The sequence below is a fragment of the Streptococcus sp. ST14 genome (genome assembly GCF_046098195.1).
Lineage (GTDB): Bacteria > Bacillota > Bacilli > Lactobacillales > Streptococcaceae > Streptococcus.
Genome location: NZ_JBJUSF010000016.1, coordinates 22,519 through 46,964, shown reverse-complemented (window position 1 = coordinate 46,964; position 24,446 = coordinate 22,519). Strand labels below are relative to the sequence as shown.

The window sequence follows — 24,446 nt, the reverse complement described above, 5'->3', positions numbered from 1 at the left end:
CTTTTTTGCAAAAGAAAACCAGCTTTTGGCTGGTCTTCTTATTTTATAGGGATTGAAATCTCAATCAATTTATCTGAATAAAGCGTCTTGATATTGGCTTCATCAATGCTTCCTTTGTCGATTTTACGTTTCAAGAAGAAGTCTTGGATGGTTTCGATTTCAGGTTCACGAATAGCACGGTGTTTGTTGGAAATGAGGATTTCATAGTGAAGCGGGGCTTGTGTGAAAACTACATCTGTGTTTCCAGCAGAATAGACCTCGACAAGAGTTGCGTCTGTGCTTTCTAATTGGCTTTTAACAAGTTGCGAGTGTGAGTTTGTCGTATTGATAAGCTTCATAACAGTTCCTCCGATTTTCTAACTCTATTATAGCACTTTTTGGATAAAATCGTGTATTTTAGCCAATTCCATGCTGGATTTTCCAAGCTTCAATTCCCCATTTATGGCTACCACGTTTGAGGTTTTCAATAGCCTCGTCAATAGGGAACCAAGCAATATGATTAAAATCTTCCAATGGTTTTTGTACTTTTTGGAAAGAAGTAGCTTCATAGAGATAAGCTGGATTGTAGTAGTAGGTATCACGGTGGCGAGAGTAGAAATACTCATCAGCTTGCCCATAATAGGTTCCAATCTCAGCTGTAAAGCCAAGTTCTTCGATTAGTTCTCTCTTCAGTGCTTCTTGATGATCTTCGCCAGCTTCAATTTCTCCACCTGGCAAGAACCAAGCACCATTGGGGGCTTGAACTAGGACAATTTGTTTTTTCTCCGCATCCGGAATAACTGCGTACACACCATAGCGGGGCTGGTAGGTCACATTCTCTTTTTTTTCACCAAAAGTTGGGTTTGCCATTGCATTTTCCTCATTCTCTAGTATCTTTATTATTATCATAATGGACGAGGGGCAAGCTGTCAAGGTTTTACATTTATTTTAGTAAAAAAGGTGCAGAAAATGATAGACTTTCTGCACTTGTTAGATAGATTTATTCTTCTTTTTCAGAAGCAATCTCTTCTGTTTTTTCAGTTTTTTTGGCAGATTTGATTTGAATCTTGCCATTGCTTGTCATAACTGCCTTGAGGTCTTTTTCACTAGGATTTTCAAGGTAATAGTCAGTGATGGCATCCTCAATATGGTCTTGAATGGTGCGACGGAGTGGCCGTGCCCCCATTTTTGGATCATAACCTAAGTCAACCAACTTTTCCTTGACCTTGTCTGTCACATCGAGGTGGATATTGTTGCTAGAGAGGCGTTTGTTGACATCCGCTAGCATGAGTTCGACGATTTGGAGAAGATTGTCCTTGCTGAGAGGTTTAAATTCGATGATGCCGTCAAAACGGTTCATAAACTCTGGACTAAAGAAGTTACCGAGTTCACCGAGAACAGAGTTGGTACGTCCTTCACGAGCAGCTCCAAAACCAACGCTGGCTTCGGCCTTACCAGTACCCGCATTTGAGGTCATGATAATGATGGCATCCTTAAAGCTAACTGTACGTCCTTGCCCATCTGTCAAACGACCATCATCCAAGACTTGAAGGAACATGTGCATCACATCTGGGTGGGCTTTTTCAACTTCATCGAGAAGGATGAGTGAGTAAGGATTGCGACGAACCTTTTCAGTCAGTTGACCAGCTTCATCATAGCCTACATATCCTGGAGGGGCTCCGACCAATTTAGCCACACTGTGTTTTTCCATGTATTCACTCATATCAAAGCGAATCATGCTGTCAGCAGAACCAAAGAGCTCAATGGCTAGTTGTTTGGAAAGTTCTGTTTTACCGACACCAGTTGGTCCGACAAAGAGGAAGCTTCCGATTGGTCGGTTAGGAGTTCCAAGTCCAACACGATTACGACGGATGGCTTTGGCAATCTTATCGACAGCTTCATCTTGACCAATGACATGAGCTTTGAGGTCGTCTGCTAGATGGATAAGCTGAGACTGTTCTTTTTCTTTGAGTTCTCCAACAGGAATATTGGTTTTCTGCTCAATGATATGTTCAATGGTTTTCTCGCTAATGATAGGAGTATCTTGGTCAGTAACCTTGTTTTTCTGCATTTCCTTGTACTTGGCAATCTGATCGCGGAAATAGGCAGCCTTTTCAAAGTCTTCCTCTCGAGTAGCTTGAGCCTTGAGATTCTCAGCTTCAATTAAACGCTGATCAATCACTTTAGGATCAACAAAGTTCAGTGTCAGATTCATCTTAGAACCAGCTTCGTCCAATAGGTCAATAGCCTTGTCTGGCAAGAAACGGTCTTGGATATAGCGGTTGGAAAGATTTGCAGCAGCTTCGATAGCAGCATCAGTATACTTTACGTGATGGTAGTCTTCGTATTTCTTTTGAACCCCTTTAAGGATGATAATGGTTTCTTCGACAGTTGGTTCATCTACCTTGACAGGTTGCATACGGCGCTCTAGGGCAGCGTCTTTTTCAATGATACGGTATTCATTGAGAGTAGTGGCACCGACCAGTTGCAATTCACCACGGGCAAGGGCAGGTTTGAGGATATTTCCTGCATCCATATTGCCATCGCCAGCAGATCCTGCACCAACAATTTCATGGATTTCATCGATAAAGAGGATGATGTCCTCGCGTTTGCGAATTTCTTCCATGAGTTTTTGCATACGTTCCTCAAATTGGCCTCGGATCCCTGTTCCTTGAACTAGGCTAACCACATCCAGACGGATGACCTGCTTGCCTTGGAGTTTATGGGGAACATCACCATCGACAATCTTCTGAGCTAGACCTTCTACAACAGCTGTTTTACCGACACCAGGTTCTCCGATAAGAACAGGGTTGTTCTTGGTTCTTCGGTTGAGGATTTCGATAACTCGGATAATCTCCTCATCTCGACCGATAACAGGGTCAATATCTCCTCGACGGGCTATTTCAGTCACGTTGATACCATACTCCTCTAGGAGTCCTCTTTCTTGGCTAGGAGGAGGTGTTTGAACAGGTCCGCGGTTTTGAGGTCCATAACCACCGTTTCCTCCATATCCCCCACCAGATTGAGTTGGAGGGACGTTATTAGAAGAAGGTTTGAAATTGTTCAAGTCATTGAAAAAGTCGCCGAATGGATCAAAGTCATGATTGTTTAAGTCAGTCATTCCTTTAAAGAGGGTATTATTTGGATCTGTTTTGATAATTTTATAGCAGTTTTGACAAAGATCAATTTGCTTTTGCTGTCCATTGATATTGGTATACAGATGAATTGTTGAGTCGTTTATTTTACAGTTTTGACAGAGCATACCTCTACCTCATTTCATTCGTATACTTGGCCTAAGAAAAAGGTCAAGAATAGTCAAAGTTTTATACTCTCATTATAGCATGATTAAGGTGTAAAGCAAGTAAAAAGATTGGGAAGTGGTCGTTTTTAAAAGAAGGATTTATGGAGAATCCAGCGACATTGAAGGTAAGAAAAAATCCCATTTGTGGTGACAAAAAGGATTCTCATTCATCGGGCCTTACTGCCCGTTGTTTTTATATTAGTAAAGGAGTTCGTAGATCTCCATTGCAATCAAATCAATGCTATCAAAGGTATAAGTTTCACGAGCTTCTACATCGCGAAGGGTGAAGAGTGATCCGTTTTCTTCGTCGTGGCTGTATGCAACTTCTGCGACAACAACACCTTCACGTTCAAAATTACGTTTTAGATTCCCACCATCTTTTGTCATTGCTTCTAGGCGGTTGATGATTCTAACCAAATGTGATTCCATTATGATTCTCCTCCATTTCTTATCGTTTCTATTTTACCATAAACAAGAGGTAGTTGACTAGAAAAAAACTGTGATTTCTCTCTATTTCTCTATTCTATCAAGTTAATTGTTAAAATTGGTGAAAAAGAATTGCATTTTAATTCAATTTATGTTATAATCATACAATCTAATACATAGAAAGTTGATTGAATATGAATTTTTCTTTTTTACCAAAGTATTTACCATATTTTAACTATGGTGCTCTGATTACCGTATTGATTTCCATCCTTGTTGTCTGCTTAGGAACTATTATAGGTGTGTTACTGGCCTTTGCCCAACGTTCACGCTTCAAACCGCTCGTTTGGTTTGCAAATGTGTATGTTTGGATTTTCCGTGGGACGCCAATGATGGTTCAGATTATGATTGCCTTTGCTCTTATGCATATCAATGCTCCGACTATCCAAGTGGGAATTTTAGGAGTTGATCTTTCTCGTTTGATTCCTGGTATTCTGATTATTTCTATGAATAGTGGAGCTTACGTTTCAGAAACTGTTCGTGCAGGGATCAATGCGGTTCCTAAAGGTCAGTTAGAGGCTGCTTACTCTCTTGGTATTCGTCCGAAAAATGCCATGCGTTATGTTATTTTGCCACAAGCTATCAAAAATATTCTTCCAGCTCTGGGAAATGAATTTATCACCATTATCAAGGATAGTTCCCTCTTGTCTGCAATTGGGGTGATGGAGTTGTGGAATGGTGCAACGACAGTAGCAACAACAACTTATTTACCGTTGACTCCCCTTTTATTTGCAGCCTTTTACTATTTGATTATGACCTCTGTTTTGACAGTGGCGTTGAAAGCATTTGAAAAACATATTGGACAAGGAGACAAGAAATAATGACAGAAACCTTGATTAAAATTGAAGAACTACATAAGTCTTTTGGGAAAAATGAAGTTTTAAAAGGGATCAACCTTGAGATTAAACGAGGAGAAGTTGTGGTCATTATCGGTCCGTCAGGGAGTGGGAAGTCAACTCTCCTTCGTTCGATGAATCTCCTTGAAGAAGCAAGTAAAGGTAAGGTTATCTTTGAAGGAGTTGATATCACTGATAAGAAAAATGACCTTTTTGCCATGCGTGAAAAGATGGGCATGGTATTCCAACAATTCAACCTCTTTCCCAATATGACAGTGATGGAAAATATCACTTTGTCACCAATTAAAACCAAAGGTGAAAGCAAGGAAGTTGTGGAGAAAAGAGCACAGGAACTGTTAGAAAAAGTTGGCTTGCCAGATAAGGCAACGGCCTATCCACAGAGTTTGTCAGGTGGTCAGCAGCAACGGATTGCTATTGCACGTGGACTGGCTATGGAACCAGACGTTTTGCTCTTTGATGAGCCAACTTCAGCTCTAGACCCTGAGATGGTTGGAGAAGTTCTAGCTGTTATGCAAGACCTCGCTAAATCAGGGATGACCATGGTGATTGTGACTCATGAAATGGGCTTTGCGCGTGAGGTAGCAGACCGTGTCATCTTTATGGCGGATGGAGTTGTTGTCGAAGATGGTACGCCAGAAGAGATTTTCGATCAAACAAAAGAACAACGGACCAAGGAATTTTTGAGTAAGGTTTTGTAATACCTCATTTTTAGAAGAAATGGAGTAGGCATCATGTCTTCCAGTAAAGAATATTTAGATTTTATTCTCGAACAGCTATCAGAGCTAGAGGAGATGAGTTATCGTCAAATGATGGGAGAGTATATTCTTTATTATCGTGGAAAGATTATTGGAGGAATCTACGATAATCGTCTGTTACTGAAGCCTGTGAAGCTGGTCTTGGATCAGCTGGGACAGACTAGGCTTGAACGTCCTTATGAAGGAGCTAAGGAGATGATTTTGATAGAAGACATTGAAGATAAGTCATGTCTAACGAGATTAATCAAGGAGATGTATGAAGTCTTACCGGCTCCAAAAGTCAAAAAGAAAGCCTGACAAGTTTACTTAGTATAAATAAGCATAAAAGCTCGATAAGGGCTTTTTCTTATAGTTTCAGACTATAAGGTCTATTAGTCAAGAAATGTTAGAATGACAAGGTATTTTTTGCTATAATAGAAGATATCTGATAGAAAAGGGAAGAGATATGGCACAGATTATTGATGGGAAGGCTCTTGCAGCTAAGTTACAAGGACAGTTGGCTGAAAAGACGGCCAAACTAAAAGAAGAAACAGGTCTAGTTCCAGGGTTGGTAGTGATTTTGGTGGGGGACAATCCTGCCAGCCAAGTCTACGTTCGCAATAAGGAACGGTCAGCTCTTGCTGCTGGCTTCCGTAGTGAAGTAGTGCGAGTTCCAGAGACCATTACCCAAGCGGAATTGTTAAACTTGATTTCCAAATACAATCAAGATCCAGCTTGGCATGGGATTTTGGTCCAGTTACCTTTGCCAAAACATATTGATGAAGAGGCAGTTTTATTAGCCATTGACCCCGAAAAAGACGTGGATGGTTTTCATCCTCTAAACATGGGTCGCCTCTGGTCTGGTCATCCAGTTATGATTCCTTCAACACCAGCAGGAATTATGGAGATGTTTCATGAGTATGGGATTGAGTTGGAAGGTAAAAATGCGGTTGTTATCGGTCGTTCAAATATCGTTGGAAAACCGATGGCTCAGCTTCTTTTAGCCAAGAATGCGACTGTGACCTTGACCCACTCACGGACCCATCATCTTGCCAAGGTGGCTGCAAAGGCGGATATTCTTGTGGTTGCAATCGGTCGCGCTAAGTTTGTGACTCCAGACTTTGTCAAACCTGGCGCGGTTGTCATTGACGTTGGGATGAACCGAGATGAAAACGGCAAGCTTTGTGGAGATGTTGATTATGATGCCGTTGCACCACTTGCCAGTCACATCACACCTGTACCGGGTGGAGTTGGTCCTATGACCATTACTATGCTGATGGAGCAAACCTATCAGGCAGCGCTTCGAACACTAAACAAGGACTAGGAAGATGAAATTCGTATTTGATCTGGATGGGACACTATCTTTTGACTACATGACCATAGATGAGGAGATTCAGCAGGTTCTTTTAAAGGCTGAAGACTACGGGCATGAGGTTGTGTTTGCCTCAGCTCGCTCTTATCGGGATTGTTTGGGTTTATTAGGTTCTGAACTCAGTCAGCGCTTGGTCAGCTAGAAAGACTAGGACAGGCTCATCTCTCCTATCATGCCCATGAAAAGTGCCTTTATGTCAACCCCTTGGATACTCATAAGGCGACAACTGTTGAAAAATTATGTGGGGAGAACTTCATCGCTTTTGGAAATGACCAAAACGATATTGAACTATTTAAAACGTCTCTCTATTCTGTCCAGATAGGAGATTTTGCTGGTCTTAGTCCATATGCAGATGACACGTTAGAGCTAAAAGGAGCTCCTTCTCCAGCAGTAGCAGCTAAAATCTTACAGACCTTTGCGGAATTTAAGGGAAAATAGATAGAAGGAGGTTTGCCCCTCCTTTTGTAGTATAATAGAGTGAGAGGGAAAAAACGATGAAAGTGATTGATCAAGCTTTATTAGAAAAAGTTATTATTGAACGTTGTCGTCACAGCCATAAGGGAGATTACGGTCGCCTGCTCTTGCTGGGAGGAACCTATCCCTATGGGGGAGCTATCATCATGTCCGCCATTGCAGCAGTTAAAAGTGGGGCAGGTTTGGTGACTGTTGGCACGGATAAGGAGAATATTCCAGCCCTGCACAGCCACTTACCTGAGGCCATGGCTTTTTCTCTTCAAGACCAGCAATTGTTAAAAGAACAGTTGGAAAAGGCTGAAGTTATCTTGTTAGGTCCGGGTTTGCGAGAGGATGCATTCGGAGAAGAACTCGTAAAACGGGTCTGTGAGAGCCTTAGAAAAGACCAGATTTTGATTGCAGACGGCGGTGCTTTGGGCATCTTAGCAAAAGGACAGTTACCATTTCCTTCTAGTCAGGTCATCCTAACTCCCCACCAAAAGGAATGGGAAAGATTGTCTGGTATAGTTCTTGACCATCAAAATACAGAGACGACTGCTAGTGCTCTTTCAGCTTTTCCTCAAGGGACGATTCTAGTCGAGAAGGGTCCAGCAACTCGTATCTGGCAAGCTGGTCAGTCCGAATATTATCGGTTACAGGTTGGAGGCCCCTATCAAGCAACTGGTGGAATGGGAGATACTCTTGCTGGGATGATTGCAGGATTTACAGGTCAGTTTCATCAAGTCAGTCTCTATGAGAGAGTGGTGGTAGCGGCTTACCTTCATTCAGCTATCGCGCAAGAACTAGCTCAAGAAAACTATCTTGTCTTGCCAACAGAAATTAGCAAGCTACTTCCGAAAGCAATGAAAAAAATATCTCAAAAAGGCAGCTAATACCCTGGTTGTCTTTTTATGTTGATGTAGCTTTGTTAATAAGGTTTTCAAATACCTCAGAACCAGCAATCAACTGCTGAACTTACAAGAAATTCTCACTTTTAAGGTCTTGATTTTTAATCAAGCTCGCAAGTAAAGCTAGATTGTTATCAAAGTTGAGGGTTGTCAAATCATGCTTTTTTTGATATAATTTTTAATGATGAATGCGAGAAATGATCGGTATGTGGTCGTTGATTTAGAGGCGACCAGCACCGGAAGCAAGGCAAAAATTATTCAAGTAGGCATTGTGGTGATTGAGAATGGTGAAATTATTGATCAGTATGCGACTGATGTCAATCCTCACGAACCCTTGGATTCTCATATCAAAGAATTAACGGGTCTGACCGATCAACGTTTGGCTGTGGCACCAGAATTTTCTCAGGTGGCTGGAAAAATTTTTGAATTGGTTAAGGACGGTATTTTTGTTGCGCACAATGTACAGTTTGATGCCAACCTTCTTGCAGAATTTCTCTTTTTTGAAGGATATGAATTGCGCACACCGCGGGTGGATACAGTTGAGCTTGCCCAGGTTCTGTATCCTCAGTTTGAAAAGTATAACTTAGGTATCCTTTGTCAAGAGTTGGGAATTGAGCTGGAACATGCCCACACTGCCCTGTCAGATGCTCAGGCAACAGCTGAACTCTTGCTTTACATGCGTCAAAAACTTTTTGAGCTACCTAAAGGGCTCTTAGAAAGCTTGTTAGACCTTGCAGACAACCTTCTCTATGAAAGTTATCTGTTGATTGAGGAGGTTTACCAGCAACAATCTCTCTTATCTTCGCCAGACTTGATGGAGCTTCATGGGCTTTTCCTCAGAAAGAAAAGCAAAGCCTTAGTCCCACGAAAGTTATCCAAAGACTTTGCTAAAAACATTTCTTTATTGGGGCTGGAGGAGCGACCGCAACAGATGGAATTTGCGGAGAAGATTGAGCAATTATTGGAAGAACACCAGACTTCCTTTATCCAAGCCCAAACGGGACTGGGCAAGACTTATGGTTATCTCCTCCCAGCTTTGAACTTGGAGAGTCAAGCAGGTATCTTAGTGAGTGTTCCGACCAAAATTCTTCAAAATCAAATCATGCAAGAAGAAGGTCAGCACTTAAAAGAGGTCTTCCATCTGGAAATTCATAGTCTCAAGGGGCCTCAAAATTACTTGAAATTGGATGCCTTTCACCAAATTCTCTATCGATCAGAGTCCAATCGCCTTTTCACACGATTTAAAATGCAACTGCTTATCTGGCTAACAGAGACAGAGACAGGTGACTTGGACGAAATCGGGCAACTTTATCGCTATCAGCATTTTCTGCCAGAACTATTCCACGATGGCAAGCTTTCAAAGAAAAGTTTATTTGCTACAGAGGATTTTTGGAAACGAGGGCAGGAAAAGGCCAAGACAAGTCGTGTTCTTCTGACCAATCATGCCTATCTGGTCACTCGTTTGGAAGACAATCCCGAGTTTGTTGACAACCGTTTGGTGATTTTGGATGAAGCTCAAAAAATGCTGCTAGCTCTTGAAAATCTAGCCCAGCAGGCTTATCGCCTTGAGGAACTTGTAACCCAGCTTGATAAGTCCTTGGAGACAGAGGAAGATTTGGTTCAGAAGCGCTTGCTTGAGAGTATCGGCTTTGAATGTCGATACTTGATAGAGCACTATCAGTCAGGCCTTAAGAATGGAAAGTGGTTGGATTCTCTTGAACAGTTGCGCCAGCATTTCTCGGAGTTAGCTCTACCAGAGTATCGAGAAATTGCAAACTTTTTCATGTCGGACCGTGAATTTTGGCTTGCTACAGCAGAGAAATCGAGCAAGGATGTCTTGATTTGTTCAAGTAAAAAAGGCCGCTTTATACTAGCAGACTTATTGCCAGAAGATTGCAGGCTCCTAGGAGTATCGGCTACTCTTGAAATCAGCAATCGGGTTTCCTTAGCAGATTTATTGGGATTTCCGGATGCTCCACTTGTTAGGCTTGATGTAGCAAAACAGGAGCAACAAGAAGTCTTTCTAGTCAATGATTTTCCTCTTGTGACAGAAGTTTCGCCTGCTGACTATGCTAGTGAAGTGGCTTCTGTTATCCGAAGGTTACAAGCCTTTCAAAAACCCATACTGGTCTTGTTTACCTCAAAAGAGATGTTGCTGGCAGTTTCAGACCTGCTCGACCAACCGCATCTAGCTCAGTATAAAAATGGGGAACCAAGCCAACTGAAAAAACGTTTTGAAAAAGGCGAACGTCAGATCTTGCTTGGAACAGGTAGTTTCTGGGAAGGGGTTGATTTTTCAACCCATCCTTGCGTGATTCAAGTGATTCCGAGATTGCCTTTCCAAAACCCCCAAGAACCCTTAACCAAAAAATTAAACCAAGAACTGCGTCAAGAAGGAAAAAATCCTTTCTATGATTATCAGTTGCCGATGACTATCATTCGGCTAAAACAAGCCCTGGGTCGTACTGTTAGACGGCCCAACCAAGGTTCGGTTGCTGTAATCTTAGACAGTCGTGTTGTCAGCAAGCGTTACGGCAAACAAATCGCTCAGACCTTGTCAAAAGAAAGGGCTGTTCAGGTTCTTTCTAGAGAACGGATAGAGCCTGCTGTAGCTGATTTTCTCCAATCCCGTCGCAATAGAATGAAAGAAAAAAGGTAAAAAATATGAAACGTTCCTTCGACTCTCGAGTCGATTATAGCCTTCTCCTGCCAGTGTTTTGTTTACTGGTGATTGGAGTAGTAGCCATTTATATAGCAGTTAGTCATGACTATCCAAATAATGTGTTACCAATACTAGGCCAGCAAATCGCTTGGATTTCCTTGGGCCTTGTCATTGGTTTTGTGGTCATGTTCTTCAATACGGAGTTTTTATGGAAGGTGACTCCCTATCTTTATGGTCTAGGGCTAGCTTTGATGGTCCTACCTCTTGTTTTCTACAATCCGAGTTTGGTAGCTTCTACAGGTGCCAAAAACTGGGTATCAATTGGTGGAACGACACTTTTCCAGCCATCGGAGTTCATGAAGATTTCCTATATCTTGATGTTGGCTCGAGTCATCGTACAATTCACGCAAAAACACAAGGAATGGCGACGGACTATTCCCTTGGATTTCCTATTGATTGGTTGGATGATTGCCTTTACCATCCCAGTCTTGATCCTCTTAGCCCTACAAAGTGACTTAGGGACTGCCTTGGTCTTTGTAGCTATTTTTGCAGGCATGGTTCTCCTTTCAGGTGTTTCGTGGAAGATTATCATTCCTGTTTTTGCGACAGGAGTGACTGCAGTTGCAGGTTTTATGGCCATCTTTATAAGCAAGGATGGACGTGCCTTCTTGCATCAGATTGGAATGCCAACCTACCAGATCAACCGCATCTTGGCTTGGCTCAATCCCTTTGACTTCGCGCAAACAACGACTTACCAACAGGCGCAGGGACAAATTGCGATTGGAAGTGGTGGCTTGTTTGGGCAAGGTTTCAATGTGTCCAATCTCCTCATTCCAGTACGTGAGAGTGATATGATTTTCACGGTGATTGCTGAGGATTTTGGCTTCATTGGTTCGGTTTTTGTCGTTGCCTTGTACTTACTTCTCATCTATCGGATGTTGAAGATTACTCTCAGGTCAAATAACCAGTTCTACACCTACATTTCGACTGGTTTTATCATGATGTTGCTCTTCCATATCTTTGAAAATATCGGTGCCGTGACAGGCTTGCTTCCTTTGACAGGGATTCCTCTGCCTTTCATTTCTCAAGGGGGCTCCGCAATTATTAGTAACCTCATTGGTGTTGGTCTCCTTTTGTCTATGAGTTACCAGACAAACCTAGCGGAGGAGAAAAGTGGAAAAGTTCCATTCAAACGAAAGAAAGTCGTCCTAAAACAAATCAAATAAGGAGGCCACTATGGCAAAAGTAGCAGTTATTTTAGCCCAGGGTTTTGAAGAAATCGAAGCCTTGACAGTAGTCGATGTCTTGCGTCGAGCAAACATTTCATGTGATATGGTAGGATTTGAAGAGCAGGTGACAGGGTCACATGGCATTCAGGTAAAAGCCGACCATATCTTTGATGGCGATTTGTCTGACTATGACTTGGTCGTTCTTCCAGGAGGTATGCCAGGCTCAGCTCACCTACGAGATAATCAAGCCCTCATTTCACAGATTAAAGCCTTTGACCAAGCAGGAAAGAAAATTGCTGCCATCTGTGCAGCCCCAATCGCCCTCCATCAAGCAGGTATCCTGAAAGACAAGCACTTCACCTGTTATGACGGTGTTCAGGAGAACATCAGTGATGGAATTTACCGAAAGGAAACGGTAGTTGTGGATGGCAATCTAACAACTAGTCGAGGACCGTCAACCGCACTTGCCTTTGCCTATGAGTTGGTAGAGCAATTGGGAGGAGATGCTGAAAGTTTACGAGACGGCATGCTCTATCGAGATGTCTTTGGAAATCAACAGTAAGACGAGAGTTCGGCTCTCGTTTTTTACTTGGAAAAATCTAGGAAATCATCGCCTTTTTCATAAAAAAATGGTATAATGAAGGGTATGAAATATCACGACTATATATGGGATTTAGGTGGTACCCTATTGGATAATTATGAGACTTCTACAGCAGCCTTTGTAGAAACCTTAGCCCAATACGGAATAGAGCAAGAACACGACCGCGTCTACGAAGCCTTGAAGGTTTCGACAGCTTTTGCCATCGAGAAGTTTGCACCAGATATCGAGGGGTTTTTAGAGAACTATAAAGAAAATGAAGCGCGTGAGCTAGAGCATCCAGTTTTGTTTGAGGGAATTCCAGAATTACTCAAAGACATTTCGGACAAGGGTGGTCGCCATTTCTTAGTTTCTCATCGAAATGACCAAGTGCTAGAACTTCTTGCTAAGACCCAGATAGCGAACTACTTCACCGAGGTGGTTACTGCCAGTTCTGGCTTTAAACGGAAACCAGATCCTGAGTCCATGATTTATTTACGTGATAAATATCATATTACATCTGGTTTGGTCATTGGTGACAGAAATATTGATGTAGAAGCAGGTAAAGCTGCTGGCTTAGATGCCTATCTTTTTAATAACGTTGCGACATTGAGACAAGCAATAGACATGTAAGAAAAGGGAAAAAATGACAGAAGAAATCAAAAATCAACAGGCACAGGATTATGATGCCAGTCAAATTCAAGTTTTGGAGGGACTTGAAGCTGTTCGTATGCGTCCAGGTATGTATATTGGATCGACTTCAAAAGAAGGTCTTCACCATCTAGTATGGGAAATCGTTGATAACTCAATTGACGAAGCCCTGGCAGGATTTGCCAGTCACATCCAAGTCTTTATAGAGCCAGATAACTCCATCACCGTTGTAGATGATGGGCGTGGAATTCCTGTTGATATTCAGGAAAAAACAGGACGTCCCGCTGTTGAGACCGTCTTTACAGTTCTTCACGCTGGAGGAAAATTCGGCGGTGGCGGATACAAGGTTTCAGGTGGATTGCACGGTGTAGGTTCATCAGTAGTAAACGCTCTTTCAACTCAACTAGATGTTCATGTCCATAAAAACGGTAAGATTCATTACCAAGAATACCGTCGTGGTCATGTTGTTGCTGATCTTGAGGTGGTTGGAGATACGGATAAAACGGGAACAACAGTTCACTTCACACCAGATCCAGAGATTTTTACAGAAACAACAACTTTTGACTTTGAAAAATTAAACAAACGTATTCAAGAACTAGCCTTTTTGAACCGAGGCCTTCGAATCTCCATCACAGATAAGCGTGAAGGTCTCGAACAGACTAAACAATACCACTATGAGGGTGGGATTGCTAGCTACGTTGAATATATCAACGAGAACAAGGATGTTATCTTTGATACACCAATCTACACAGACGGTGAGATGGATGATATCACAGTTGAAGTAGCCATGCAGTACACAACCGGTTACCACGAAAACGTCATGAGTTTCGCCAATAACATTCACACCCATGAAGGTGGTACGCATGAGCAAGGTTTCCGTACAGCGCTGACACGTGTTATCAATGATTATGCTCGCAAAAATAAATTACTAAAAGACAATGAAGATAACCTAACAGGGGAAGATGTCCGTGAAGGCTTGACTGCAGTTATCTCAGTTAAGCATCCAAACCCGCAGTTTGAAGGACAAACCAAGACCAAACTGGGGAATAGTGAAGTAGTCAAGATTACCAATCGCCTCTTCAGCGATGCCTTCTCTGATTTCCTTATGGAAAATCCACAGATCGCCAAGCGTATCGTGGAAAAAGGAATCTTGGCTGCCAAGGCTCGTGTAGCTGCCAAGCGTGCGCGTGAAGTCACACGCAAGAAATCTGGCTTGGAAATTTCCAATTTGCCAGGAAAACTAGCAGACTGTTCTTCTAACAACCCTGCTGAAACCGAACTCTTCATCGTCGAAGGAGACTCAGCTGGTGGATCAGCCAAATCTGGTCGTAACCGTGAGTTCCAGGCTATCCTTCCAATTCGTGGTAAGATCTTGAACGTTGAAAAAGCTAGCATGGATAAAATCCTTGCCAACAAAGAAATTCGAAGTCTTTTTACAGCCATGGGAACAGGATTTGGCGCAGAATTTGATGTCACTAAGGCTCGTTACCAAAAACTCGTTTTGATGACCGATGCCGATGTTGATGGAGCCCACATTCGAACTCTCTTGCTAACCTTGATTTATCGCTATATGAAACCAATCTTAGAGGCTGGTTATGTCTACATTGCCCAACCACCGATTTATGGGGTTAAAGTTGGAAGTGAAATCAAAGAATACATTCAACCTGGTGCAGATCAAGAAATTAAACTCCAAGAAGCCTTAGCACGTCATAGTGAAGGGCGTTCAAAACCAACCATCCAACGTTATAAAGGCTTGGGAGAAATGGATGACCACCAATTGTGGGAAACAACCATGGATCCTGAACATCGCTTGATGGCGCGTGTTTCGGTAGATGATGCTGCCGAAGCAGATAAAATCTTTGATATGTTGATGGGGGATCGAGTAGAACCTCGTCGCGAATTTATCGAAGAAAACGCTGTTTACAGTACACTTGACGTCTAAAAAATGTGGGAAATAGTTCCCTTGGTTTAAAAAATATGATATAATCATTACGATTGTTTCTAGTATAAAAGGAGTTTGATATGTCTAATGGACAACTAATTTATCTAATGGTTGCGATTGCAGTCATTCTGATCTTAGCTTATGTAACAGCCATTTTTTTACGTAAGCGTAATGTAAGCAGATTAACGGCCCTTGAAGAAAGAAAAGAAGAACTCTACAACCTTCCTGTAAATGATGAGGTTGAAGCCGTTAAAAACATGCACTTGATTGGTCAAAGTCAGGTGACCTTCCGTGAATGGAACCAAAAATGGGTTGATTTATCTCTGAACTCATTTGCTGATATCGAAAATCACCTCTTTGAAGCTGAAAGCTACAATAATTCTTTCCGTTTTTTCAAAGCTGCTCACAAGATTGATCAAATTGAAAGCCAAATCGGCTTGATTGAAGAAGATATTGCAGCTATTCGCAATGCCCTTTCTGAACTTGAAAAGCAAGAATCTAAGAATAGTGGCCGTGTCCTTCATGCCTTGGACTTGTTTGAATCCCTTCAACATACCGTTGCAGAAGACTCGGAGAAATATGGGAAGGCCCTTCCTGAGATTGAGAAACAATTGGAAAACATCCAATCTGAATTCTCTCAATTTGTTACCCTAAATTCATCAGGTGACCCGGTTGAAGCCGCAGCAATTCTTGATTCAACTGAAAATCATATTCTCGCTTTGACACACATCGTTGAGCGAATTCCAGCTCTTGTTGAAATCTTGACAAAAGAACTGCCAGAACAATTGGCAGATTTGGAAGAAGGCTATCGCAAGCTGTTGGATGCCAACTACCACTTTACAGAAACAGATATTGAGTCTCGTTTCCAACTTTTGCATGAATCTCTGAAAAATAATCAAGAAAACATCCGTCAGTTGGAATTGGACAATGCAGAGTATGAAAATAATCGCATCCAAGAAGAAATCAACGCACTTTATGATATCTTCACTCGTGAAATTGCAGCTCAAAAAGTGGTTGAAAGTCTTCTTTCGACATTACCAACTTATCTCAACCACTTAAAAGAAAATAATCAGGTGCTTGTTCAAGATCTTGAACGCTTGACTAAAACCTACCTTCTTCCTGAAAGCGATGGCAATCATGTTCGTCGTCTTCAAGCAGAATTGGCTGCACTTGATACAGCAATCATGGAAGTGACAGAGGATCAAGGTGAGTCAACACAAGCCTACTCTGCTCTTGAAGAACAGTTGGAAATGCTTCAAAGCAACCTCAAGGATATAGAGGATGAGCAAATCTCTGTTAGCGAACGACTTGCGCAAATTGAAAAAGACGACCTCAATGCTCGCCAAAAAGCAAATGTCTATGTGAACCGTTTGCATACTATCAAACGTTACATGGAGAAGAGAAACTTGCCAGGTATTCCTCAAAGTTTCTTGAAACTTTTCTTTACTGCAAGTCATAACACAGAAGATTTGATGGCAGAGTTAGAACAACTGCAAGTGAATATTGAATCGGTTAAACGCGTTCTTGAAATTGCAACAAATGATATGGAAGCACTTGAAACAGAAACCTATGATATCGTTCAATATGCAACCTTGACAGAGCAACTCTTGCAATACTCAAATCGTTACCGTTCATTTGATGAGCGTATCCAAGAGGCCTTCAACGAAGCGCTTGAAATTTTTGAAAAAGAGTTTGACTATCAGGCATCATTTGAAAAAATTTCACAAGCCTTGGAAGTTGCTGAACCAGGAGTTACAAACCGTTTTGTAACTTCATATGAGAAAACACGTGAAGCGATTCGTTTTTAAAAATAGAAGCTTAGAAGATTTCTAAGCTTTTTTCTTTTCCTAAAAAAAGACAGAATCCCTGTTTATCATTGAAATAATAGCCTCGATTTGATATGATGGAAATATGAAAAAAAATAGAGCGAAACGTGTTTCTCACGATAAAACGAGAAGGCTATTGCTTTCCTTTGTTGGAATCTTAGGAATTGCTACGATTCTATTAGGGAGTGCTATTGGTTATAAGCTACTACAAAAGCAATCTTACGAACAAAAAATTGAAGCGCTAAAAAGCGAAAAGAACCAGCAATTCAACTCAGGTAGTCAGAAGGACCATTTCCGAAAAGGTCAAGCTGAGGTGATTGCCTACTACCCTCTGCAAGGAGAGGAAGTCATTGCAGAGGGTAGAGAAAAAATCAACCAGGATATCAAAGAAAAGCTGGAAGATAAAGAGGATTTGGTCTTTTATTATAGTGAGCAGTTGGACCCAGTCTTAAAGGGAGTTGTTGCTCGTAGTATCAGTAAGCAAGTCTACGATTTGTCTGCATCAAAGGTTGAAGAAAAAGAAAAGACTTCTTTAGGGAAAATTTTCTTGACTGAAGATGGGAAAGATTTTGACCTCGGCAAACTCTTCAAAGATGCAAGCAAGGCTAAGGAACTCTTACTGACTCAAATCAAATCAACCCTAGAAGATAAGAAACTTGACCAGGCAAAAATTGATCAAGTAATAAAGAGCTTCACAGACCAAGAATTGACATCTTGGAGCTTTGATTATAAGGATAGTCAAATCATCCTTTATCCTGCTAATGCTGGAGAGACTGTTGAGGAAATTGCTTTGCCAATATCTAGTTTCTTTGATGTCATTGAGTCTTCTTATCTATTAGAAAAGGATGCTGAACTCTACCAAGCATACTTTTCTAAGAAAAATAAAAAAGTTGTAGCCCTGACCTTTGACGATGGTCCAAATCCAACTACAACCACGCAGGCTTTGGATACTTTAGCTAAATATGGTGTAAAAGCAACCTTCTTTGTACTTGGTAAAAACATTGCAGGTAATGAAAATCTTCTAAAACGAATGAAATCAGAAGGTCATGTTGTAGGAAACCACAGCTGGAGTCATCCCGTTCTTTCACAACTTTCGCTCGAAGATGCTAAAAAGCAAATCACTGATACAGAAGATTTGTTAACCCAAGTTCTAGGTTCGAGTTCTAAACTCATGCGCCCACCTTATGGGGCTATCACTGATGATATTCGAAATGGCCTTGATTTAAGCTTCATTATGTGGGATGTGGATAGTTTGGACTGGAAGAGTAAAAATGAGACAGCCATTTTGACAGAGATTCAACGTCAGGTTCGCAATGGTTCTATCATCCTCATGCATGATATTCATGGTCCTTCTGTTAATTCTCTACCAAGTGTTATTGAGTATTTAAAGGGTGAAGGGTATACATTTGTGACCGTTCCTGAATTGCTCAATTCTCGCTTGAAGGCTCACGAGATCTATTATGATCGTGATCAATAATTGTTAAAATCTAAAGGGGCAAGTGTTCTGATAATCAGGATTTTGTTTCTTTAGATTTTCTTCACATAGAAAGGAAAAACGATGAAATCTTACACCCTTAATAATGGAGTTTCAATTCCTGTACTAGGATTTGGAACATGGAAAGCTGAAAATGGAGAGGTAGCCTACCAAGCCGTTTTAGGAGCCTTAAAGGCTGGATATCGTCATATCGATACTGCAGCTATCTATAAAAATGAGGAAAGTGTTGGTCGTGCTATTCGAGATAGCGGTTTTCCACGACAAGAAATCTTTGTAACGACCAAACTCTGGAATACCAGTCACAGCTATGATGAAGCTCGCCAAGCATTTGAAGAATCAATGGAAAAACTGGGATTGGATTATCTAGATTTGTACCTTATCCATTGGCCAAATCCAAAACCTTTAAGAGAAAATGAGGCATGGAAAACTCGCAATGCTGAAGTCTGGAGAGCGATGGAGGACCTTTACCAAGAAGGAAAAATCCATGCTATCGGCGTTAGTAATTTCCTTCCCCATCATTTGGATGCCTTGCTTGAGACAGCCAGAATCATCCCGGCGGTCAATCAGGTACGCTTGGCACCAGGAGTTTATCAAGAGGAAGTGGTTGACTACTGTAGAGAGAAAGGCATTCTTCTAGAGGCATGGGGACCTTTTGGCCAAGGAGAGTTGTTTGAACAGAAAGAAGTCCAAGAAATTGCTGCTAAGCATGGGAAATCAGTGGCTCAAATCGCCTTGGCTTGGAGTTTGGCAGAAGGATTTTTACCCCTACCTAAGTCAGTGACAGCCTCTCGCATCCAGAGCAATCTTGATTGTTTTGGAATTGAACTCAGCAAAGACGATCGAGAAGTCTTAAAGACAATTTTAGTGACTTCGGGCGCACCTCGTGTGGATGAGATGGATTTTTAGTTTGTGAAATCTATTTATACCAAAATAACAAAGACTAGGAATTTTAAATCCTAGTCTTTTTGTGTATAAAAAATCTAAATTATTTGTATAATGAAATAATTTTATGGATTGAAATAGAGGAACGAATTTAGAAAGCATTGGTTTGATGGAGCAAATAACACGAATGATAAAATTAAATAAGCGAAATATATACGTAAATATTACATTTTTGTGACAATTCAGATTTTTATGAAAATTTATGATTATTTGCGTTATAATAGGTATACTTTAAAGAAAAAGGAGATTATTTATGAATAGACGACAACGTTTTTCATTACGGAAATACAAATTTGGTCTTGCTTCAGTTTTATTGGGAACTGCATTGGTTTTTGGAGCAAGTCAAGTCAGTGCCAATGAGCAGAGTACAGGTGAAAATCAAGCTCAAACTCAGGAAATTAAGACAGAGCTAAAAGACGATAAACACTCAAACTCTGCGACTGACCAAACCAATACTAATGGGATAGCACCAGTAGTTGGAGAGAAACAAGAAGTTGAAACTTCTAAAGAGGATGCTAGTAAACAAGATGCTAAGGTAGATGCTCCGGTTGATAAAACTGCTGAAGCCCAAGAATCAGGAAAAGATAGCGCAGTTGCAAAAGAAGTAGACCAAGGTGTCGTCCAAAAAGAAACAACAGTCGCTACCAGTCCAGCGCCTGCTACTGAGAAGGCTTCTACAATAGAGAAAAAAGAGACTCAAGCAACGACAGCTCCTAAAACTACTGGAGAAACGGCAACTACTGAAAAAGAACAAGAAAAAGCTGAGTCTGCAAAACCCAATAGTCTTTCAAGTAATGATATCATCACAGTACCAAAAACTTGGAAGGCTGGTTACAAGGGGACGGGGACCGTTGTTGCCATTATTGACTCTGGACTTGATTTGAATCATGAGGTACTTCGAATTTCGGATCCGTCAAAAGCAAAATTTAAAAACAAGGAAGCCATCGAAGCAGCTAAAAAGGCTGCTGGAATCGACTACGGTAAATGGTATAGCGATAAGGTTGTCTATGCCTATGACTACTTTGACGGAACAGATAAGATCAAAGAAGCAGAAAGAACTTCTCATGGGATGCACGTAACAGGGATTGCTGCTGGAAACCCTGATAAAGAAGCACCGAATGGCGAAAAAGTTTATGGTGTGGCGCCAGAAGCCCAAGTCATGTTTATGCGTGTCTTTTCAGATCGCCAAAAGACGACAAGTTCGGCTCTTTATGTAAAGGCGATTGATGATGCAGTTGCCTTGGGAGCAGATGCTATTAATATGAGTTTGGGATCTAGCACTGGTTCTATGGTCGATGCTGGTTCTGATATTGTGGATGCCATCAAACGGGCTCGTGCCAAGGGAGTTTCTGTTCTTATCTCAGCAGGAAATAGCAATACATTCGGAAATGGCTATTCAAAACCGCTAGCCGAAAACCCAGACTATGGCTTGGTTGGAAATCCATCCACTGTTGAAGACTCAATTTCAGTTGCTTCTGTCAACAACAAAACATTGACAACAGCGGTTTTTGAAGTCAAAGGTCTAGAGGAAAATGCCGGCCTTCATAACGGAAAATTTGATTATAATCAACCTGAGTCAGATAAGGATTTTGAAAAGGGAAAAGAGTATGAATACGTCGAAGCAGGGTTAGGTCGTGAAGAAGACTTTGCGAAGTTGGATTTAACTGGGAAACTTGCCCTCATTCAGCGTGGAGCTATGAATTTTTCAGAGAAGATCAAAAATGCACGAAAACACGGTGCAGTTGGTGCATTGATCTACAATAATGTAGAAGGTGCAAACATCAATATGGCTATTGATGATGAAGCAAAGAAAATTCCTTCTGTATTTATTTCTAAACAGTATGGTGAAGCCTTAAAATCAGGAAACTACAAGATTGTTTTTAATGGTAAGATGGATAATCGCCCTTCCGATGTAGCCAATCAGCTATCTGACTTTTCAAGTTGGGGAGTGACTACCGATGGACAATTGAAACCAGATGTGACAGCTCCTGGCGGCAATATCTACTCATCCTTTAATGACAATACCTACGGTAGTATTAGCGGAACCAGTATGGCGGCTCCTCACGTTACGGGTGTTGCAGTTCTGGTTAAGGAATACCTTCAAAAACACCATCCAGAATTGACTCCTGAGCAAGTATCAGAGACTGTCAAGGCCTTGATCATGTCAACTGCAAAACCACATGTTAATAAGGACACAGGCACTTATACCTCTCCTCGTCAGCAAGGTTCTGGTATTGTGGATACAGCTGCTGCAGTGTCAACAGACCTCTATGTAACGGGTGAAAATGGTTATCCAAGCGTGACTTTAGGAAATGTTGGAGACCAATTTACTTTTAAGGTCACTGTACACAATATTTCAGATACTGACCGTACTCTCAAGATGGTAGTGAATACCAATACAGACGAGGTCCAAGATGGAAAATTCACCCTTCGACCTCGAAAACTAACGGAGACAGTCTGGCCTGAAGTGACGGTCAAAGCCCACAGCAGTCAAACAGTCACTGTTAAAGTGGATGCTCGAAAATTTGCTGCTGAACTCAGCAAACAAATGCCAAATGGCTATTTCCTTGAAGGGTTTGTTCGATTTGTAGATCCAGCAGATGATGGGGATGTTGTGAGTCTTGCATTTATGGGCTTCCGAGGAGAATTCCAAAATCTCCCTGCTGTTGAAAAACCAATTTACAATCTTGTCCGAGAAGGGAAAAATGGATTTTACACGGAAGTAGACAAGGAAAATCCTGCAGTTAACTACTCTAATGATGCTACCTATCTAGCTACCTTGCAAAATGACCTTCTAGTGTCTAAAGGTCAACGCCAAGGACGCCGAATTACCGTTCTTGGAATCGAACAAAATGCTGAAGGTAAGCATGTTCTTCAGTTGGACGAAAAAGGGAATGTCCGTATTGCCATTTCTCCAAATGATGACGGAAACAAAGACCTAGTTGAATACAAAACGGTTGCTTTGAGAAATCTGGTAAATCTTCGGGCAACAGTTTATGCGGCTACGGATACTAAGCATGAACATCCTATTTGGGAGGGCGATGCAAAGGATCTTCGTAAGAATTATTTTGATGGAGACAGTAGAAATCTGAAAAGCTATATTCTAGATAATACTGCTTGGAGAGGCCAGGATTTTGATGGGAATACTGTTGCAGATGGTTTATATGACTATGTTATCAGTTATACACCAGACGTTCCAGGAGCTAAAGAACAATACACGACCTTTAAAATTCAGATTGATACTCAAAAACCTGTCATCACAAGTGGTTATATTCGCTTTAAAGATGGAAATCAAGAATTTGTAGCTCGCAAACCAAAAGATGTGGGTCAAGGTGGTATCCTTTCAGAAAAAGTCTTCTATATCACACCATTTGACCAGAAAGGGACCATGGTTTTAACTGGGAAAGACCAGTCTGGAACTCGTGCGCTTGAGAACACCCATCTGATTAAGGCCAATGCTGACGGTAGTTATACACTTCCTAAGAATGTTGACAAGGCTAATATTTACTATCTTGTAGAGGATTATGCAGGAAATGTAGATTATATCTCACTTGCTGAACTTGTCCGCGATCAAAATAGTGGTCGAGTTAAAATTGACTTGAAGGATGCAAAAACAAATCAGGATATTGATACCCTCTACGTCTATCGAATCAAAAATAGCAAGGGACAATATGTTGATGTTGACAAGACAAAAGCGATTCATTTCTTACAATTTGGTCATTATACAGCAGAAATTTTCAGTTATGACCGAACAGAATTGAAATTTATCAGTGCCTTGTCCCAAGAGTTCGACTTGACGGAAGAAAATAGTTTCCAAACCATTACCTTCCTAGCAAATCTCCTAGAATATGCACCAGTGTCTGTTTCCTTCAACCAAGCAGTTCCAAAGACGACTACAGTAGTTTTGAAAGGAGAAGATGGGACAAGTATCACTCTTCCTGCTGAAAAATACGGTCAATACGCCTTTGGTAAGAAAGTTGCTACAGGTCGTTATACTGTAGAAGTCACCTTGCCAACTGGATATGAACTCCTTGAAGATCTCGTTTCCTTGCTCGTGAAGCCAGGTCGAAATAATGCTTTGCGTCTATCTGTTGTGTCTAAGTTGGCCTTGATTGCTGCGGTAAATCAACAAAAAGAACTGGTAGAAACGTCTCGCTACTTTAATAGTAGTGCAGATAAGAGAAAAACTTATGACCAAGCTTTCCAAGTTGCGCAGTCAGCCTTGTCAAGCAAGTTGAAACAAGAATTGATTGATGGCGTTCTCTCTAGTCTTGAGGCTGCTGGTAAAGCTTTGGATGGAAAAGATTCGAACGTTACAGCCTTGAAAGAAGCTATGAAAGCTTACTATGCAACGACTAAAACTGGACGATATGCTAATGCCAAGGAAAAAGTACGTCGAGCTTATGATCGTGCCTTCCAAGAAATCGCCTTACTAGCTGTAGATCCTAAAGTCAAACAGGATCAAATTGACCAATCTCTCATTGCCCTAGCGACGGCTAAAAGCAAATTAAATGGCAAAGCTACTGACTTCTCTAGTCTGAAGAAACTGGTCAAAGATGAACGCCTTTTCCAAGAAAAGAACGCGAGATTTATCTATGCAGACAAGAAAGAAAAAGCAGCTTATCTTTTAACTTTTAAAGAGGCACAGGAACTCCTTAAAGATCCAGGAGCGAGCCAAGAAGATGTTAAAGATGCCATTACAGCATTGAAACAAGCCAAGAGAAATCTGCATGGCAAAAAACCAAAAGCGAAAAGACATCCTTAAACAGGACTTTCTGAAGCTTTACTATTAAATGAGTCTGGAACTTTGTTTTCAGACTCATTTTTGGTTTACACTAGCTAGAAAATCTGCTATAATACTAGCTAGGAAAGAAAGTCTTATGGCGTTCTTCAAGCGAGCTTGGGATAGTGGGAGCCAAGTAGGACAAGGTAAGAAACTGGCGCTTTCTGTCGTATTTTTAAAAACAATGAAGTAATAAATTAGGGTGGAACCGCGTTTCAGACGCCCCTAGTCGCAAGGCTTGGGTGTTGAAAT

At 41.3% G+C, this 24,446-nt stretch carries 18 protein-coding genes and 1 pseudogene; 15 read left to right on the top strand and 4 right to left on the bottom strand.

The window, feature by feature from the left end; genetic code table 11:
• Positions 1-38 precede the first annotated feature (38 nt).
• The 4 genes from ACIY19_RS06600 to ACIY19_RS06585 form a co-directional block, all read right to left on the bottom strand.
• A complete protein-coding gene (locus ACIY19_RS06600; RefSeq protein ID WP_000767205.1) occupies positions 39-338 on the bottom strand; it encodes a DUF1827 family protein in 300 nt (99 codons plus the stop codon).
• A gap of 58 nt (positions 339-396) precedes the next feature.
• Positions 397-849, bottom strand: coding sequence for an NUDIX hydrolase (locus ACIY19_RS06595; RefSeq protein ID WP_049478315.1), 453 nt, complete (start codon positions 847-849; stop codon positions 397-399).
• Between the two features lie 130 nt (positions 850-979).
• Positions 980-3,241 carry an AAA family ATPase gene (locus ACIY19_RS06590; protein WP_409002999.1) on the bottom strand — a complete coding sequence of 754 codons (2,262 nt, stop codon included), beginning with the start codon at positions 3,239-3,241 and terminating at the stop codon, positions 980-982.
• Positions 3,242-3,478: 237 nt separating this feature from the next.
• Positions 3,479-3,709 carry a DUF1797 family protein gene (locus tag ACIY19_RS06585; RefSeq protein ID WP_000443577.1) on the bottom strand — a complete coding sequence of 77 codons (231 nt, stop codon included), beginning with the start codon at positions 3,707-3,709 and terminating at the stop codon, positions 3,479-3,481.
• A gap of 191 nt (positions 3,710-3,900) precedes the next feature.
• Here ACIY19_RS06585 and ACIY19_RS06580 point away from each other — a divergent pair, with 191 nt between their 5' ends.
• From ACIY19_RS06580 to ACIY19_RS06510, 15 genes and pseudogenes are all read left to right on the top strand, one after another.
• On the top strand, positions 3,901-4,584 hold the full coding sequence (locus tag ACIY19_RS06580) for an amino acid ABC transporter permease (RefSeq protein WP_001011622.1): 684 nt from the start codon (positions 3,901-3,903) through the stop codon (positions 4,582-4,584).
• Entirely contained in the window at positions 4,584-5,318 is a 735-nt protein-coding gene (locus ACIY19_RS06575) for an amino acid ABC transporter ATP-binding protein (protein WP_045617436.1), read from the top strand. Before ACIY19_RS06580 ends, ACIY19_RS06575 begins: the two co-directional genes overlap by 1 nt.
• A 33-nt stretch (positions 5,319-5,351) precedes the next feature.
• The gene (locus ACIY19_RS06570; protein ID WP_409002998.1) at positions 5,352-5,672 is read left to right on the top strand and encodes a TfoX/Sxy family protein; all 321 of its coding nucleotides are present in this window, start codon (positions 5,352-5,354) and stop codon (positions 5,670-5,672) included.
• 148 nt (positions 5,673-5,820) lie between these two features.
• Positions 5,821-6,678 carry a bifunctional methylenetetrahydrofolate dehydrogenase/methenyltetrahydrofolate cyclohydrolase gene (locus ACIY19_RS06565; protein ID WP_248023947.1) on the top strand — a complete coding sequence of 286 codons (858 nt, stop codon included), beginning with the start codon at positions 5,821-5,823 and terminating at the stop codon, positions 6,676-6,678.
• Between the two features lie 4 nt (positions 6,679-6,682).
• Positions 6,683-7,164 (top strand): annotated as a pseudogene (locus ACIY19_RS06560) (HAD family hydrolase).
• 56 nt (positions 7,165-7,220) lie between these two features.
• Complete coding sequence (locus ACIY19_RS06555) at positions 7,221-8,072, top strand: NAD(P)H-hydrate dehydratase (protein ID WP_248023942.1); 852 nt, start codon at positions 7,221-7,223, stop codon at positions 8,070-8,072.
• Positions 8,073-8,271: 199 nt separating this feature from the next.
• On the top strand, positions 8,272-10,746 hold the full coding sequence (locus tag ACIY19_RS06550; RefSeq protein WP_409003003.1) for a bifunctional DnaQ family exonuclease/ATP-dependent helicase: 2,475 nt from the start codon (positions 8,272-8,274) through the stop codon (positions 10,744-10,746).
• Between the two features lie 5 nt (positions 10,747-10,751).
• Entirely contained in the window at positions 10,752-11,975 is a 1,224-nt protein-coding gene (locus tag ACIY19_RS06545) for an FtsW/RodA/SpoVE family cell cycle protein (protein WP_007517506.1), read from the top strand.
• Between the two features lie 10 nt (positions 11,976-11,985).
• On the top strand, positions 11,986-12,540 hold the full coding sequence (locus ACIY19_RS06540) for a DJ-1 family glyoxalase III (RefSeq protein ID WP_409002997.1): 555 nt from the start codon (positions 11,986-11,988) through the stop codon (positions 12,538-12,540).
• Positions 12,541-12,624: 84 nt separating this feature from the next.
• On the top strand, positions 12,625-13,188 hold the full coding sequence (locus ACIY19_RS06535; protein WP_013670254.1) for an HAD-IA family hydrolase: 564 nt from the start codon (positions 12,625-12,627) through the stop codon (positions 13,186-13,188).
• A 13-nt stretch (positions 13,189-13,201) separates the two neighbouring features.
• The gene (gyrB, locus tag ACIY19_RS06530; protein WP_409002996.1) at positions 13,202-15,148 is read left to right on the top strand and encodes a DNA topoisomerase (ATP-hydrolyzing) subunit B; all 1,947 of its coding nucleotides are present in this window, start codon (positions 13,202-13,204) and stop codon (positions 15,146-15,148) included.
• Positions 15,149-15,228: 80 nt separating this feature from the next.
• The gene (gene ezrA, locus ACIY19_RS06525; RefSeq protein ID WP_409002995.1) at positions 15,229-16,956 is read left to right on the top strand and encodes a septation ring formation regulator EzrA; all 1,728 of its coding nucleotides are present in this window, start codon (positions 15,229-15,231) and stop codon (positions 16,954-16,956) included.
• 103 nt (positions 16,957-17,059) lie between these two features.
• The gene (gene pgdA, locus ACIY19_RS06520) at positions 17,060-18,451 is read left to right on the top strand and encodes a peptidoglycan-N-acetylglucosamine deacetylase PgdA (protein ID WP_409002994.1); all 1,392 of its coding nucleotides are present in this window, start codon (positions 17,060-17,062) and stop codon (positions 18,449-18,451) included.
• Between the two features lie 81 nt (positions 18,452-18,532).
• Positions 18,533-19,375, top strand: a complete 843-nt coding sequence (locus ACIY19_RS06515) for an aldo/keto reductase (RefSeq protein ID WP_409002993.1) — start codon at positions 18,533-18,535, stop codon at positions 19,373-19,375.
• Between the two features lie 289 nt (positions 19,376-19,664).
• A complete protein-coding gene (locus ACIY19_RS06510) occupies positions 19,665-24,176 on the top strand; it encodes a S8 family serine peptidase (RefSeq protein WP_409002992.1) in 4,512 nt (1,503 codons plus the stop codon).
• The last annotated feature ends 270 nt before the right edge of the window (positions 24,177-24,446 follow it).

Excerpts from the sequence above, each read along its gene's own strand:
- ezrA (WP_409002995.1), top strand. The coding sequence starts at position 15,229 with ATGTCTAATGGACAACTAATTTATCTAATGGTTGCGATTGCAGTCATT.
- ACIY19_RS06595 (WP_049478315.1), bottom strand. The coding sequence starts at position 849 with ATGGCAAACCCAACTTTTGGTGAAAAAAAAGAGAATGTGACCTACCAG.
- ACIY19_RS06590 (WP_409002999.1), bottom strand. The coding sequence starts at position 3,241 with ATGCTCTGTCAAAACTGTAAAATAAACGACTCAACAATTCATCTGTAT.
- pgdA (WP_409002994.1), top strand. The coding sequence starts at position 17,060 with ATGAAAAAAAATAGAGCGAAACGTGTTTCTCACGATAAAACGAGAAGG.
- ACIY19_RS06510 (WP_409002992.1), top strand. The coding sequence starts at position 19,665 with ATGAATAGACGACAACGTTTTTCATTACGGAAATACAAATTTGGTCTT.
- ACIY19_RS06540 (WP_409002997.1), top strand. The coding sequence starts at position 11,986 with ATGGCAAAAGTAGCAGTTATTTTAGCCCAGGGTTTTGAAGAAATCGAA.
- ACIY19_RS06585 (WP_000443577.1), bottom strand. The coding sequence starts at position 3,709 with ATGGAATCACATTTGGTTAGAATCATCAACCGCCTAGAAGCAATGACA.
- ACIY19_RS06545 (WP_007517506.1), top strand. The coding sequence starts at position 10,752 with ATGAAACGTTCCTTCGACTCTCGAGTCGATTATAGCCTTCTCCTGCCA.
- ACIY19_RS06575 (WP_045617436.1), top strand. The coding sequence starts at position 4,584 with ATGACAGAAACCTTGATTAAAATTGAAGAACTACATAAGTCTTTTGGG.
- ACIY19_RS06515 (WP_409002993.1), top strand. The coding sequence starts at position 18,533 with ATGAAATCTTACACCCTTAATAATGGAGTTTCAATTCCTGTACTAGGA.
- gyrB (WP_409002996.1), top strand. The coding sequence starts at position 13,202 with ATGACAGAAGAAATCAAAAATCAACAGGCACAGGATTATGATGCCAGT.
- ACIY19_RS06580 (WP_001011622.1), top strand. The coding sequence starts at position 3,901 with ATGAATTTTTCTTTTTTACCAAAGTATTTACCATATTTTAACTATGGT.
- ACIY19_RS06535 (WP_013670254.1), top strand. The coding sequence starts at position 12,625 with ATGAAATATCACGACTATATATGGGATTTAGGTGGTACCCTATTGGAT.
- ACIY19_RS06555 (WP_248023942.1), top strand. The coding sequence starts at position 7,221 with ATGAAAGTGATTGATCAAGCTTTATTAGAAAAAGTTATTATTGAACGT.
- ACIY19_RS06570 (WP_409002998.1), top strand. The coding sequence starts at position 5,352 with ATGTCTTCCAGTAAAGAATATTTAGATTTTATTCTCGAACAGCTATCA.
- ACIY19_RS06550 (WP_409003003.1), top strand. The coding sequence starts at position 8,272 with ATGAATGCGAGAAATGATCGGTATGTGGTCGTTGATTTAGAGGCGACC.
- ACIY19_RS06600 (WP_000767205.1), bottom strand. The coding sequence starts at position 338 with ATGAAGCTTATCAATACGACAAACTCACACTCGCAACTTGTTAAAAGC.
- ACIY19_RS06565 (WP_248023947.1), top strand. The coding sequence starts at position 5,821 with ATGGCACAGATTATTGATGGGAAGGCTCTTGCAGCTAAGTTACAAGGA.